The organism is Cohnella lupini (assembly GCF_003386205.1).
Taxonomy (GTDB): Bacteria; Bacillota; Bacilli; order Paenibacillales; family Paenibacillaceae; genus Cohnella; species Cohnella lupini.
The window spans coordinates 215753-229101 of sequence record NZ_QRDY01000007.1 but is presented as its reverse complement, the minus strand read 5'-3'; the positions used below and the strand labels follow the sequence as shown (position 1 = coordinate 229101).

Here is a 13349-nt window from a genome sequence, read left to right as displayed (position 1 = left end):
GGATTGGGGAATTGAAAAAGAGCCCAGTATGGCGGGCTCTTCAGGTCCGACTATGATGCATTACGTCAAATATTTTCCCGTGATTGACTGCTCCGCTTGAAGAATCTGCGTAGGCGTTCCCTCGAATACCACCTGGCCGCCCTTGCTGCCTCCGTCGGGTCCCATATCGATAATCCAATCCGCCTGGCCGATCACCTCAAGGTTGTGCTCGATGACGATCACCGTATTGCCGGCGTCCACGAGGCGGTTCATGATCTCCAGAAGATGACCGATATCCGACATATGCAAGCCTGTCGTCGGCTCGTCCATCACATAGATGCTACCCTTCTTATGAAGCTCGCTTGCCAGCTTGATGCGCTGGCATTCCCCGCCCGAGAGCGTACTAAGCGGCTGACCGAGCGTAATATAGTTCAACCCCACGTCGCTCATCGCTTGGAGCTTGCGAACAACCTCTTTTAACTCGAAAAAATCCAATGCCTGCTCTACGGTCATCTCCAGCACATCCGCAATCGACTTGCCGTTCAGCTTGTACGCGAGCACCTCTTCCTTAAACCGTCTGCCCCCGCATACTTCGCACGGCAGATTCACGCTGTCTAAGAACGAAAGATCAATAGATATAACGCCTTGCCCTTGGCAGTTCTCGCAAGCTCCCTTAGAGTTGAAGCTAAATAAGCCCTGATTAACTTTGTTCGCGGATGCAAACGCTTTGCGCACGTCATCCATAATACCCGTATAGGTCGCGGGATTCGAGCGCGTAGACACGCCTACCGCCGATTGGTCGATGACGATCGCGTCCGAATGCTTGCCGAGGAATACATCGTTAATCAACGTACTTTTGCCCGAGCCTGCGACACCCGTAACGACCGTTAGCACGCCCGTCGGAATATCTACGCTAACGTTCCGTATATTGTGCAATGAGGCATCCTTGATCGATAATTTACCTAACGGCTGCCTGCAATCTTGCTTCAAGTGGATCGGTCGTTTCATATGAGTGCCTGTCAGCGTGCCCGCCTCCAGTAAGCCTTGGTAGCTTCCTTCATAGACGATGTTACCGCCGCGGCTGCCGGCGTGAGGCCCTACGTCGACGATATGATCCGCTACCTTGATCACATCGGGATCATGCTCGACGACGATTACGGTATTCCCCTTATCGCGTAATTTCCGAAGCAATCCGACTAATCGATGAACATCGCGAGGGTGCAAGCCGATGCTCGGCTCATCGAATATGTATGTAACGTCTACCAGACTGCCGCTCAGGTGCTTCACCATCTTCACGCGCTGCGATTCGCCGCCGGACAAAGTATCCGTCTCTCGGTCCAGCGTCAAGTAGTCAAGTCCGATATCCACCAGATGCTGCAACCGCTCCGTCAACGTCCTGACGATCGACGCGGCGACCGGATCTTCGATCTCCCGAACGACGCGGATGAGTTGTCCGACCTCCATCGCCGACATCTCCGCGATGTTGAGTCCATTGATCCTGCAGCCGAGCGCGGCCTGACTGAGTCTCGCGCCGCGGCAGCTGGAGCAAGGTCCCTCGGTGATGAACGGCATAACGGTTTTCTGCGTGCGTTCGGACTTCGTCTTCACATCCTGCTTAATGTATTTGTTCGTGAACTTCTCAATAATACCTTCGACCGTAATGTTCATAGCCTTCCCCGCGAAATCCATCTCTACTTTCCTTGCCTTGGCATACAGCAGCTGCTCCGATTCCTCATCCGTATAATCGCTCAGCTTCTTGTCGAGATCGTAGGTTCCCGATTGCACCGTCATGTTCCATTCCCAGCCGTTGACGGCATAGTCCGGCAACAGAATTGCCCCTTCATTCAACGACTTTGACAAGTCCAATGCCTTGCCCATATCGACGCCAAGTCTGCGACCGATCCCGTTGCATTCTGGGCACATGCCTTGCGGATCGTTAAACGAGAATAAGTTAACCGGCCCGACAAAGGGCATTCCTGCTCGGGAGAAAAGAAGACGCAGTATGGGAGAAATATCGGTAATCGTACCCATCGTGGAATGGGATCCGCCTCCTAGACGCTTCTGATCCACGATAACGGCCATGCTGAGATTCTCGATCGCGTCCGTATCCGGCTGCGGAACGCGTGGAAGGAAAGTTCGCACGAACATGCTGAAGTTCTCGTTCAGCAATCGCGTTGATTCCGCCGCAATCGTGTCGAAGACGATCGATGACTTACCGGAACCGGATACCCCGGTAAAGATCGTGATCTTCCGTTTGGGAATGCGCAAAGATACGTTCTTGAGATTATTTTCCCTCGCGCCCGAGATTACGATATACTCCTGATTATTTTCGCTCATACCTGACATCCTTCCGATACCATAATATCTACCGAAATGCGTTTATTGCGCCAGCAACTTATCGAGTTCGGCGGCCATGGCGCTCCAGCCATACTTAGCGCCTCCGAGCGCTTGATTATTAGAGATCCCGGATTGTTCAAGATGAAGGTTAACCTTTCCGTCTCCTAAATCCTGCAGCGTCCAAACGACCGTGTGCTTCTCTCCCCCGCTGCCCCAAGTATAGGACAACCGGTTTGGTTCTTCCACGATAAGCACTTCTCCTTCAACGATTCCATCCCAATATTCGGTCGGCTTCTGGCGAAATTGAAAACGGTATCCTATGACGGGTTTAAAATCGTTTTCCATGGTCCACTTGGCAAGCTTGTCGGAATCGGTTATTGCGGACCAAAGCTTCTCGATGGATGTCGTATACTGAAAATCCAGGTTTAAAGTCAAGCTCATTCTACTTCCTCCTCCTATCGTTAAACTTGCTAGATTAATGGATTCGCCATTTCCTCCGCGAACAGGATAAGCACGGCGGCAGCGAGCACGAAAGTGACCAAAGCCGGTACCGCTTTAGCGGCGGGCTCTTTGACCCGGAAATGCGAAAGGGCCGCGAACACCATCATAACGCCGAGCCCAATGCCAGCCCATGCGGCGATCCCCGGGTACCAGTACCCGATAACGAGCCCGGCGCAGCAGATCAATTGGACGATTCCGGTGACGACTCGGAACCACTGAGGTAGTCGGATGCTCTCGAACAGATCCACCTGAATTTTCGCCCCGGCGATTTTACTTACGGCCTGAAAGGTCATCCACAAGAGCAACCAACTTTGAATCACGATCGAAACGATATGCATTACATTCACCTCTGGTTTAATGGTAAGGAGGGCTCACTCTTCCTCCTCTAACAACTGGTTCAAACGAAACATATTCGTACTCCAGAACTTGCTGTAGAAAGCCACCCAATCTTGAATTTCCCTGAGCGGGGCGGCATTTAACCTGAATAGCGTTTCTCTGCCGACTTTCCGGTCGAGTACCATTCCAGCCTTTTTAAGAATGGTCAAATGCTTGGATACCGCCGTACGGCCCATTTGAAACTGTGCCGTTAATTCATGAAGCGGTAACTCCTTCGCCTCTGATAGCAATCGAATCAATTGACGTCTAGTGGGATCCGCAATCGCGTCGAACACATCCCTCAACTGTTCGTTCTCGTTCACAACACCCTCTCCTAAATATTACAAACTCATAATTGGACACCATTTAGTGACGCTTTGATTATATGCCACCATTTGGTGTCGTGTCAACGGCGTCGTTATGGCGTTTCGAATTCATTTTCGCTTTGATAAACAAAAAAAGGCATTTTCTCTCTCCTATAACTAAAGTAAAATCCCCGTATATCGTCGATATACGGGGATTTCACTTGCAACATTCTATTATTTTTGTGCAGCCGGTTGATATTCTCCGGGTATCATACCCGTTGAAATCGCAATGCGATTCCAACAATTAATCGCATTAATCGCCATGATCAAATCGACGAATTGGGCTTCGTCGAAATGTTTGCGGACATGCTCGTATAATTCCTGCGGCACGCCGGCTTCCGAAATTTTGGTCACGGCTTCCGTTAATGCCAATGCTGCCCGCTCGGCTTCGGTGTAGAACGGAGCTTCACGCCATGCATTAAGCAAATACAATCGCTGCTCCGACTCCCCCGCCGCACGCGCATCTTTCGTATGCATGTCCATGCAGAAGGCGCAGCCGTTGATTTGCGATGCACGGATTTTAATTAACTCCCACAGCGAGTGCTCAAGACCGCTCTTCTTTACGTAGCCTTCCAATTTTAATAGCGTTTGTAAAGATTCCGGTTGGACTTTCATATAATTCAATCTCAATTCCATGTTCAATACACTCCTTCATTATTTGGTGAATCGCGATTTTCTAACAGAGTATCCCCTGCCGTACATGACATGATTCGCAACCTTAACGTCGACAACTATAATCGGCGATTAACCTTGTCTACAATATAAAACTTTAAGAGAAGTATGTCAACCCGTCAAATCATTTACCTAGTAATACCTAAATCACCCTATTTGACAAGGGTTTTAAATCCACCTAAGATGATTTATAACAATCGTTATCCGGAAAGCAGGTGTTTGCATGCAGTATAGTATCGGCGTTGAATATGGACTTCATTGCTTAGTCTATTTAATTGATATTCCTATCGACTCTACTATCGGTATTAAAGAACTCTCCGCTTTCCAAGGTGTTTCGGAGACCTATCTTTCGAAGATTTTCGGTAAATTAGCGAAAGCGGGCATTGTCATTTCTGTTCCTGGCGTTAAAGGAGGCTACAAATTAGCCAAGTCGCCCGCGGACATTTCTTTTTGGGACGTAGTCGAAGCGGTTGAAGGCGTTACCCCCATTTTTCAATGTAAGAATATCAAAAATAATAGCTATTTATGCCGAGACGAAGAATATGCGGCGTGCACGCGAGCAACTCCTTGCTTGATTAACTTAACGATGCTCGAAGCCGAAGAAAGCATGCGCAATACACTGCGTAGCAAGACGCTTACTTGGTTGAACGAAGAGCTTGATCGCGTATTAACCCCTCAATCGCGCAAAGATACGCGTGAATATTTTGCCAATAGCAACCATGCTTAATCGCGTCCTTGCTCCGCGAATTTATGTTATATCAAAGAAGAAGGGTGATTTTCCGTTTCTCTACGTCCTCTCTTACTGTTCGGCGAAGATGAAGAGCTATTCGTTTAAGTAGGTCGTCATAGTAAGAAGCACAGCTTCCACAACGCTTGTTGCGGAAGCTGTGCTTTGATTTTTGCTTGATATCTTAAATTTTCACCAAAAGAAGCTTATGGTTACCAAGCGGTTGCGCCACCGTCGACTGCGTAGTTAGTGCCGGTGATGTAAGACGCCCTGTCGGAAGCGAGGAAGACCGCAAGCTCAACGAGTTCTTCGGGTTGACCGAAGCGCTTAAGAAGCGTCTTTTTAGTTACCGCATCCCTCGCCGCTTGGTTGTCACCGAGATCGCGGTCGCTAGCCGGGGTCAGGAAAGGCCCGGGGCTTATCGACACTGCTCGGATCCCGTGCTGTGCGCCTTCAAGCGCTAGTTGTCGCGTCATCGCGATAACGCCGGCTTTCGCTGCGCTGTGCCCGACCATCGGGGGAGTTTCTCCGGCGATCATCCCGGAAATGGACGCGACGTTAATGATGACGCCGCCGCCGCGCTGGACCAAATGCGGCCAAGCGAACTTCGATACGAAAAAAGGAATGTCGAGCTCGCCGGCGATGGTCGTCCGCCAGTCTTCGATAGAGAAATCGGGCATCGGACCGAAGCGTTGTATGGCGGCGTTGTTATAGACTACGTCGATTCCGCCATAGGCTGCTACCGCATCCTCAACTAACTTTCGCGCCTGTTCGGGGTCGGTGAGATCGACCGGCGCGATTCCGGTCATCTCACCGCCCGCGCGACGCAATAGTTCAACCGTCTCGTTGTTGGTATTTACATTAATATCGGATCCGATGACCTTCGCGCCTTCTCGCGCAAAGGCCAGTGCCGCGACGCGACCCAGACCTCCACCGGTGCCGGTAATCAACACAACTTTATTGTCGAGTATTCCCATCATGTCTCCTCCTAGTCTTGTTCTTTGCGCTACGTTAATCTTGACGTTTGGTATTCAAATCATTCATTGGACTATTTATGGGTCAGTCCCCTGATTTTGCGAATTCTTCCCGAACTCGCGGTGCGACTTCGGTTCCCAACAGCTCAATAGCTCTCATGACTTCCTCATGGGGCATTGTGCCAACAGGTAAATGAAGGATAAATCGAGAGAAACCTAATTCCTTGCGCATATGAATTATTTTGTTGGCTACCGTTTCTGGATCGCCAACGTAGAGTCCGCCTTCCAAGCTACGTTCGGAATCGAAGTATGACCGGCTATAATTGCCCCTTCCGCGCTCTTTGCCGAATAAATTAAACGAGGCCTGAGTGGGAGGGAAATATTGCTCGACCGCAAGCTCGGTAGTATCAGCAACGTAACCGAGAGAGTGAACGGCTACTCGTAATTTCGATGCATCATGTCCTGCTCGAGTTGCTGCGTTCTTATAGAGTTGTACGATTGGAGCAAATCGAATGGGGCTCCCGCCAATGATCGCCAATACAAGCGGCAATCCAAGTACGCCTGCGCGTATGGCCGATTCCGGATTACCTCCGCTTCCAATCCACACGGGTAAAGGGTTCTGAACCGGACGCGGATATATTCCCAAATCCGTAAAAGCCGGACGATGTCCTCCTTTCCATGTGACCTTCTCGGACTCCCTTAGCTTTAATAATAACTCCAGTTTCTCCTCGAATAGCTCGTCATAGTCCTCCAGATTATATCCGAACAAGGGAAAAGCATCGACCATAGAACCGCGCCCCGCGATGATCTCGGCTCGTCCATTCGAGATCCCGTCAAGCGTAGCGAATTGCTGAAACAAACGTACGGGATCAACGGCAGAGAGCACGGTAACCGAACTGGTTAAGCGTATCCTTTGAGTCCTGGAAGCCGCTGCAGCCAAAATAACGGCAGTAGCGGAATCCCCGAATTCCTTACGATGATGCTCGCCGACTCCGAAAATATCCAACCCAACCTGATCGGCAAGCACGATTTCTTCGACAACCTGGCGTAATCGCTCGGCATGACTTATCGTCTTCCCCGTACGAACATCCGGAGTCGTTTCAACAAACGTATCTATTCCAATTTCCATTTTTATATCCTCCTCTTATTTTATCCTATAATTATTTATTCTAATAATAATCTAAATATAAATAGTTGTCTGTTTTTTGTCAACACGTGAAGAGCCGAAATGGATCGCGAGTAAAAATCCTCCAAAAAAATAAGCAGGTTGCCAATGGCAACCTGCTTTTCGAGAATCTCTGTCTTGGTGTACAACCTAAACCTGATCCGTTTGCGAATGTTTTTTATTCGAAGGCGCAAACCAACCGAGAAGAGCTATCGCAACCAACACGGCATAGAAGATAAGAGTCCAGACCGTACTATGCGGAAAATCATGATCTAACACATGAATATCATCGTGAGCCAGTGTTATTACGGCGAGCTTCACGCCTACCCATGCCACGATTGCATAAGCCGTGGTCTCGAGTGCTGGACGATCGGCAAGCAGCTTAACAAACCATGCCGCCGCGAATTTGATCAGGATGAGTCCCGCTATTCCGCCAAGCACGACAATGATAAATTTTCCTCCGTCCATACCGCCGAAATCGGCAAGAGGCGAATCCGGGAGACCAAGCGCTAGAGCTACGGCAGCAAGGATGGAATCGATCGCAAAAGCGAGATCCGCTAGAGCGATTTTCCCCACGGTTGGCCAGAACCTTTTACCCGCTGAATCTTTCTTAAGATCTTCCCGAATGTTTTCGTTTTCCTTGCCAAAACGCGCTTTGATGAGATGCTTTAACCCGAGGTATAGAAGATATGCAGCCCCGATCGCCTGTATTTGCCAAACGTTCGCAATAAACGATATCGCGAAGAGCGCGCCGAAGCGGAATACAAATGCCATAATGATCCCATAGTTGATCGCTTTCTTCTTCTGATCCTCCGGTAAATGCTTTGCGATAACAGCCAATACGAGCGCATTGTCAGCCGATAGTAAACCTTCCAAAGCGATAAGAATTAATAGTGCCCAAGCATACTCCAACCACAATGAATCCAACTTGCACTCTCCCCTTTATATCCATGATTAGTATAATGAGCCGACAAGTCTGATTTAGATCATATTGAAGTGTCCGCAATAGGTATACGGAATAAGTCGCCGATGGAGTTCATTTTTTCATCATTTTCTTTTCACTTCCTAATAAATAGAGTAATCCACTTCATCTCCATCAGGCGTAACTAACTGGATAATAATAGCCTCATCGTCGTTATTAAGCTTCATGTTCAATTTATTCACGGTAATCGCTTGTACACCTGTTCGTTGCGGTCTGGCTACAACAACTACTTGATTGTCCTTTGACGTGACGCGTACGATCTTAGCTTGTATGACAACGACTACTATCTCGTTTACTCACTCCTCCTGACTTGCTCCTTTTTCCTCAACATTAAGGTCGCTTAGTCCTAAATTGTGCAAGAAATCATACATGTTAGACAACCCTACCGCAGAAGTTGCAAAAATCCTGTGCTGGGCATAGAACAATCTTAAAGGTATGTATGACCAACGCCCAGCTGAATAAGTGCTATGCCACTGCTCCCTATATAGTGGCCTTTGCCACTGCGGTTCGCTCAAGATAAGCCTAAACGGAAGTTGATTGCCTGTACGCATAACATCTTTTATCGGATTCGTCTTTGACGGAAATGGACGTTGAAAAAAAGGAATTTGAATATCTGTAGGCGTCGGTGGCTCCAAATTTTCTAAGCGTTTCATTAGATCATGTGGCTGGGTTGGCTGTGCCACAGCAACAATGTCATCGAGCCCTCCAAAAGGTATGAGTATATTTGTCAGCAATACAATGATAATCACGCTTTGAATGTATCTCATATTAGTCAAATTCAACCTCCTAGCGTTTTCCTTTAACATCCCCGCAGAGATACTTAATATTCGATAAGGGCCTACGATTTGCAGTTCTAGAATCGACCTAAGCGTAGAATTCCTTGAAAAGGGCATCGTAAACATATTCCTCTTTCTCTCTAGGACTAGAGAATAATCCCAAGCAATTGTTCAATCATTGCGCGAAGTTTCATCACAAACAATATTATACACTTTACATTTATTGTCCAAGTGTATAATATAGACACATAGACATTTTTTAATTAATGTCTAAATTCTTTATAAGGGAGACCAATCAGTATGACAACAGAACAAACACCTTTACATTCGGGATTTGGACCGCATACGACTGCTCAAGAAGCGCTTGCTGGCCGCGACCTTCGAGGAAAGATTGCCATAGTTACAGGCGGCCACGGAGGCATTGGACTTGAAACGACACGAATTCTTTCCAATGCGGGAGCCACCGTTATCGTCGGTGCTCGCGACGTCAAGAAGGCACAAGACAATCTCTCGGCCATTCGCAACGTCGAAGTCATCCACCTCGACCTCGCCGATCCCAGATCCATCGATCAATTCGCCGTTGAATTTATGAAATCCAATCGGGCGCTGGATATTCTTATCAATAACGCAGGCGTCGCAAACCCTCCAACGATTAAAGACGCTCGCGGATTTGATACCCAATTCGCTACGAATCATTTAGGGCATTTTCAACTGACGGTTAGGCTATGGGATGCGTTGATCAAATCCGGAAATTCCCGCGTAATCACCCTCTCATCAATCGCGCACATGGTGGGTCCGATCGATTTCGGTGATCTGAATTTTACCAAGAGACCCTACAACAAGGATATTGCCTACGGTGAATCGAAGACCGCATGCTCTCTCTTCGCGGTCGAACTCGATAAACGGGGCAAAGAGCACGGAATTCGCGCGTTTGCCGTCAATCCGGGCGCTATTCTTACCGGTTTGACTCGTCATCTGACCGATGAAGAATTAGCCGCTTGGGGCGTTCGCCGGGGAGATAACGGTAACTTCATAGCTCCCGAAGGCTTCAAAACCATCGAGCAAGGTGCTGCCACATCCGTTTGGTGCGCGGTGAGTCCGTCGCTTGAGGGGAAAGGCGGAGTATACTGCGAGGACTGTGACATTGCTGCTATCGCTCCCGCGGATAGCACGCTTCTCAGCGGTGTTCGACCATGGGCTATCGATCAATCCGCTGCTGAAACGCTTTGGAATGCTAGCGAAGATCTATTGCAAATGGCTCATGGTGCTATTCCAGTACTCGCAAAATAAAACACAGTACCGGCCTATAGAAAAGTCCGTTGCAACCACCTCTTTCGGTGATTTGCAACGGACTATTTATTAGTTTATTTTACTGAGGCAGGCTCCTACGTTTACGTTCTCCTCTTGCATCTAAATCCATCTCATGAAAGATTTATTGACCACCTTCACATGGTTAGCTTCTGCCCAATTAACGATATCCGCAATGCCTCTATCCTCATTTTGCGAAAACCGGAAACACATATGAACGGGGACAATTTTTTTCCCATTTGGTAATAATCCAATAACGGGCCTGAAATAACCCATATGTTTTATTGCTTTTATTTCCTTTGCTTGAATTGTACGTCCGTTTAATAAGATTTCTCCACTGTACAGGTGTATTTCAGTTGGTTTCTTTAATGCTCGGAACAACGCCAATATAGCTATAAGAACACATACAAGAGACACTGTCACCGCAGCGGATATTCGAATTAAATTCGCTTTTTCAGTTAATACTATAATTAAATTTGGTATTGAACCCAAAGCTATCATTGACATGCTAATAATGGTTCTAATTCCAGAAGGATTCCTAATGGAATGCTTTATTACGCTCAATTTCACACTCCCTTTAACCTACTCATTCGGTTGCCATACTTTGAGTTTATTCCCATCGGGGTCGCAAAAATCGAATTCTCTAAACCAACTATGTTCGATTACTTGTCCAATACGAATCCCTAATTTACTGAGGTGTCCATATATTCCATCAATATCTGAAGTTCGAAAACAAACAACTGGCATATCATAGCTCTCTCCATTATCCAGCCACTCGTTTGTTCGAAAAGTTAACACCTGTTCATCTAGTCGCTCACGCAAAAAAACTTCTTGTTTGCCTACGAGTAAATATCCTTCGCCATGCTCCATTCCGAGATGTTCGACATACCATTCTTCGGACTTCTTTCGACTTGAAACGGGGATGTAGATCGGTAACACGGCATCCTTTTTCCTTTAACGCTTCATGGAGCGCGGGTACATCGTTGCACTTGAAATTGAATAGCGGTTGGTTGAACACGGGAATCAGACTCTTCGTTTCCGCCAAACTCAATAATGCCGCTTGATCGGGATGAGGATCGCAAAATAACGTTGCCCCTCTTTGCCCATCTCCCCAATCCTCGATCCCCCGGCAAACGAGTCCCAGTATGTCTGAATAAAATGAAATCGACTTCTCCAAATGGCTTACTTGAATAAATAATGAACCAATACGCTCAATTGGCATCTCTTTAACCTCCGTAATGTGCAAGACTGAATAGATGATTCTTTACCTTTTCTACTTCTGCTGGCGTTCGATGAGAATGGACAACTTCTCCTGAAATTCACTCGATGTTCCAGACACCTTGATCATCCCTTCGATTATTTATTCCTTCGACCTAAGTAACGAAAATAAATAGCAAAACCAAACAGTCCATTGCTAATTAATTAGAAACGATTCTAAACAAGTTGCCGTCTGGATCTCTGAATGTAAAATGCAATTGTGCGTCAACGGTTAGAAGCTGTGTAAGATGAACGTCTACCTTGGCTAAACCGATGTATGCGTGATAAATGGCACCCGGATCGCGTCTACGAAATGCATCGACAAGCGCATCAAAATCTTTGGGAGATGATCCGTCTTTATTCATTACAATGAAGGGTTCATCTGCGGGTGTTAAATGAGACATAAGCTTGAGCTTCAGGCGGGCGCGTCCCAGAGTTACTCGTATCGTGTCCTCCTTCATTCGCACGTATTCTGCTGTCTCTTTTGCCGTAAAATCAAATACGGCCATCAGTAATAAAATAACGGCCATTTTGGGCGGTAGCCTTTCCGCGAGCTGCTCCAACAACTCCCGACTCGACAATAGCGGATCAGGAGCTGTCTCTTCGTCATTTTGATTAAAGGGAACGGTTCGGATTTTTTGTTTTCTTTGAATATCTATCCATGCATTTTTCGCAACGCGATACAGAAAAGCTCTTGTTATACGCATCTCAGGGTTATTTCGAATCGCCTCGACGAGTTTAAGCAATGTCTCTTGCGTTAAATCTTCCGCATCCCAGCGGTTACCTGTAATCCGCATGCAATATTGATATATGATAGGTTTCCAGTTCATTCTTATAAGTTCTTTGTTCCGATGTTATTTACCTTTAATGCGAAAATCTACAATTAATGAGTTTCTTAATATTGGTGCCTTACCCGCCTAACTTGTCGATCTGTCCCGTCAGACTCGTAATGTCAGTCAGCGTCTGGATAATTTGAGAATCTTTTATCGCCTGTACAGCCGGGATGTTGTCCAGCAAGCTGTTCAAAACTTGGTCGATCTCCTGTCGCAGCGTAGCGTTGTAGCTCTGCAGCTTGGCATGAACATCCGCAGCGATATCCGGTGCCTCTAGCCCATTGAAATCCGCCACCCGCTGTTTCATGGCTTCCATCTCCGCGACCAGCTTTTCCTTCACCTCAAGATCGTTCGCTGTCTGCTGCGCCATGTCCGGCAACTTCCGGGCAAATTCGGCAGTCCGATCCACATACGTTGCCGCTTCGCTAGTATAGTTCACCGTTCGGTCGATTTGCTCCACCACCGAACAACCCGTCACAATCGTAACGGCCACAAGAAGTAATGCTAGCTTTATTTTCATATCGTCTTCAACCCCCATTCGTTTACTATTCATACTCCCCTTTCCCCATTAGCGTTTCACAAATTCGTATTCCAATAAGCTCGAACACTCCTGTTCTGTTAGACGAAAAATCAATAAAGGAGCTGCCTCGGTAAGCAGCTCCTCCACTTTAGATTCCCGTTCGCGTAATCGGATAATAAAAAATAGAATCTACTCAGCGAACTTAGCATGAACCACAAACATATTACCGTCAGGATCAAAAAAGTCAAAATCCATTCCTAGAATTTCACCTTCTACTTCCCCTCGGTCTTCTCTGATCTCTCCAATTCGCACCCCTTTATTCTGCAAATCAATTAGCAACTTCCGAATATTTACTGCTGCAAAACCGATAACGACACCTAGCTTTTCCTGGTGCAATTCCGTTTCGCACAGAAATATGGACGGACCAGAAGGAAGGGCAAGAATAGTCATTTTATTATCCGGTCTCTTCCAATGTACCTGGAATCCCAGATTGTTTATGTACCATTCGCTAGATTCCTCAAGATTTTTAACTGGAATCTGTAGATATGAAACACTTTCAATATTAGTCTCAACCAAAT

General features: G+C 47.1%; 17 protein-coding genes. 2 read left to right on the top strand and 15 right to left on the bottom strand.

Going from position 1 to position 13349, the window contains the following annotated elements:
* Positions 1 to 60: 60 nt before the first annotated feature.
* The 5 genes from DFP95_RS14895 to DFP95_RS14875 form a co-directional block, all read right to left on the bottom strand.
* Positions 61 to 2316, bottom strand: coding sequence for an ATP-binding cassette domain-containing protein (locus tag DFP95_RS14895; protein ID WP_115993428.1), 2256 nt, complete (start codon positions 2314 to 2316; stop codon positions 61 to 63).
* A 42-nt stretch (positions 2317 to 2358) separates the two neighbouring features.
* Positions 2359 to 2757, bottom strand: a complete 399-nt coding sequence (locus DFP95_RS14890) for an SRPBCC family protein (protein WP_115993427.1) — start codon at positions 2755 to 2757, stop codon at positions 2359 to 2361.
* 29 nt (positions 2758 to 2786) lie between these two features.
* The gene (locus DFP95_RS14885) at positions 2787 to 3155 is read right to left on the bottom strand and encodes a DoxX family protein (RefSeq protein WP_115993426.1); all 369 of its coding nucleotides are present in this window, start codon (positions 3153 to 3155) and stop codon (positions 2787 to 2789) included.
* A gap of 33 nt (positions 3156 to 3188) precedes the next feature.
* Positions 3189 to 3515, bottom strand: coding sequence for an ArsR/SmtB family transcription factor (locus tag DFP95_RS14880; protein ID WP_115993425.1), 327 nt, complete (start codon positions 3513 to 3515; stop codon positions 3189 to 3191).
* Between the two features lie 216 nt (positions 3516 to 3731).
* The gene (locus DFP95_RS14875; protein ID WP_115993424.1) at positions 3732 to 4193 is read right to left on the bottom strand and encodes a carboxymuconolactone decarboxylase family protein; all 462 of its coding nucleotides are present in this window, start codon (positions 4191 to 4193) and stop codon (positions 3732 to 3734) included.
* Positions 4194 to 4452: 259 nt separating this feature from the next.
* On the opposite strand from DFP95_RS14875, the gene DFP95_RS14870 reads away from it, so the two are divergent.
* Entirely contained in the window at positions 4453 to 4956 is a 504-nt protein-coding gene (locus tag DFP95_RS14870) for an RrF2 family transcriptional regulator (protein ID WP_115993423.1), read from the top strand.
* A 212-nt stretch (positions 4957 to 5168) separates the two neighbouring features.
* Here DFP95_RS14870 and DFP95_RS14865 read toward each other — a convergent pair whose 3' ends face one another.
* From DFP95_RS14865 to DFP95_RS14850, 4 genes are all read right to left on the bottom strand, one after another.
* A complete protein-coding gene (locus DFP95_RS14865) occupies positions 5169 to 5936 on the bottom strand; it encodes an SDR family NAD(P)-dependent oxidoreductase (protein WP_220376389.1) in 768 nt (255 codons plus the stop codon).
* 79 nt (positions 5937 to 6015) lie between these two features.
* Entirely contained in the window at positions 6016 to 7059 is a 1044-nt protein-coding gene (locus DFP95_RS14860; RefSeq protein WP_115993421.1) for an Atu2307/SP_0267 family LLM class monooxygenase, read from the bottom strand.
* A 186-nt stretch (positions 7060 to 7245) separates the two neighbouring features.
* On the bottom strand, positions 7246 to 8022 hold the full coding sequence (locus tag DFP95_RS14855; protein ID WP_115993420.1) for a TerC family protein: 777 nt from the start codon (positions 8020 to 8022) through the stop codon (positions 7246 to 7248).
* Between the two features lie 351 nt (positions 8023 to 8373).
* Complete coding sequence (locus DFP95_RS14850) at positions 8374 to 8853, bottom strand: hypothetical protein (protein WP_147304168.1); 480 nt, start codon at positions 8851 to 8853, stop codon at positions 8374 to 8376.
* A 300-nt stretch (positions 8854 to 9153) separates the two neighbouring features.
* Here DFP95_RS14850 and DFP95_RS14845 point away from each other — a divergent pair, with 300 nt between their 5' ends.
* A complete protein-coding gene (locus DFP95_RS14845) occupies positions 9154 to 10143 on the top strand; it encodes an SDR family NAD(P)-dependent oxidoreductase (RefSeq protein WP_115993418.1) in 990 nt (329 codons plus the stop codon).
* A gap of 120 nt (positions 10144 to 10263) precedes the next feature.
* Here DFP95_RS14845 and DFP95_RS14840 read toward each other — a convergent pair whose 3' ends face one another.
* The 6 genes from DFP95_RS14840 to DFP95_RS14820 all read right to left on the bottom strand — a co-directional run bounded on the left by DFP95_RS14840 (position 10264) and on the right by DFP95_RS14820 (position 13347).
* Positions 10264 to 10725 carry a hypothetical protein gene (locus DFP95_RS14840; RefSeq protein ID WP_115993417.1) on the bottom strand — a complete coding sequence of 154 codons (462 nt, stop codon included), beginning with the start codon at positions 10723 to 10725 and terminating at the stop codon, positions 10264 to 10266.
* A gap of 18 nt (positions 10726 to 10743) precedes the next feature.
* Entirely contained in the window at positions 10744 to 11091 is a 348-nt protein-coding gene (locus DFP95_RS29405; RefSeq protein WP_425453284.1) for a VOC family protein, read from the bottom strand.
* Complete coding sequence (locus DFP95_RS29810; protein ID WP_115993416.1) at positions 10976 to 11383, bottom strand: VOC family protein; 408 nt, start codon at positions 11381 to 11383, stop codon at positions 10976 to 10978. Before DFP95_RS29810 ends, DFP95_RS29405 begins: the two co-directional genes overlap by 116 nt.
* Before the next feature lie 196 nt (positions 11384 to 11579).
* Entirely contained in the window at positions 11580 to 12248 is a 669-nt protein-coding gene (locus DFP95_RS14830; protein ID WP_115993415.1) for an RNA polymerase sigma factor, read from the bottom strand.
* Positions 12249 to 12327: 79 nt separating this feature from the next.
* Positions 12328 to 12804 carry a DUF6376 family protein gene (locus DFP95_RS14825; RefSeq protein WP_115993414.1) on the bottom strand — a complete coding sequence of 159 codons (477 nt, stop codon included), beginning with the start codon at positions 12802 to 12804 and terminating at the stop codon, positions 12328 to 12330.
* A 156-nt stretch (positions 12805 to 12960) separates the two neighbouring features.
* Positions 12961 to 13347 (bottom strand): VOC family protein, encoded by a 387-nt coding sequence (locus DFP95_RS14820; RefSeq protein WP_115993413.1) that lies wholly within the window; start codon positions 13345 to 13347, stop codon positions 12961 to 12963.
* Positions 13348 to 13349: the final 2 nt, after the last annotated feature.

What these genes read in the sequence shown, in the direction of transcription:
- DFP95_RS14895 (WP_115993428.1), bottom strand. Translation starts at nt 2,316, where the DNA reads ATGAGCGAAAATAATCAGGAGTATATCGTAATCTCGGGCGCGAGGGAA.
- DFP95_RS14890 (WP_115993427.1), bottom strand. Translation starts at nt 2,757, where the DNA reads ATGAGCTTGACTTTAAACCTGGATTTTCAGTATACGACATCCATCGAG.
- DFP95_RS14885 (WP_115993426.1), bottom strand. Translation starts at nt 3,155, where the DNA reads ATGCATATCGTTTCGATCGTGATTCAAAGTTGGTTGCTCTTGTGGATG.
- DFP95_RS14875 (WP_115993424.1), bottom strand. Translation starts at nt 4,193, where the DNA reads ATGGAATTGAGATTGAATTATATGAAAGTCCAACCGGAATCTTTACAA.
- DFP95_RS14870 (WP_115993423.1), top strand. Translation starts at nt 4,453, where the DNA reads ATGCAGTATAGTATCGGCGTTGAATATGGACTTCATTGCTTAGTCTAT.
- DFP95_RS14865 (WP_220376389.1), bottom strand. Translation starts at nt 5,936, where the DNA reads ATGATGGGAATACTCGACAATAAAGTTGTGTTGATTACCGGCACCGGT.
- DFP95_RS14860 (WP_115993421.1), bottom strand. Translation starts at nt 7,059, where the DNA reads ATGGAAATTGGAATAGATACGTTTGTTGAAACGACTCCGGATGTTCGT.
- DFP95_RS14845 (WP_115993418.1), top strand. Translation starts at nt 9,154, where the DNA reads ATGACAACAGAACAAACACCTTTACATTCGGGATTTGGACCGCATACG.
- DFP95_RS29810 (WP_115993416.1), bottom strand. Translation starts at nt 11,383, where the DNA reads ATGCCAATTGAGCGTATTGGTTCATTATTTATTCAAGTAAGCCATTTG.
- DFP95_RS14830 (WP_115993415.1), bottom strand. Translation starts at nt 12,248, where the DNA reads ATGAACTGGAAACCTATCATATATCAATATTGCATGCGGATTACAGGT.
- DFP95_RS14825 (WP_115993414.1), bottom strand. Translation starts at nt 12,804, where the DNA reads ATGAATAGTAAACGAATGGGGGTTGAAGACGATATGAAAATAAAGCTA.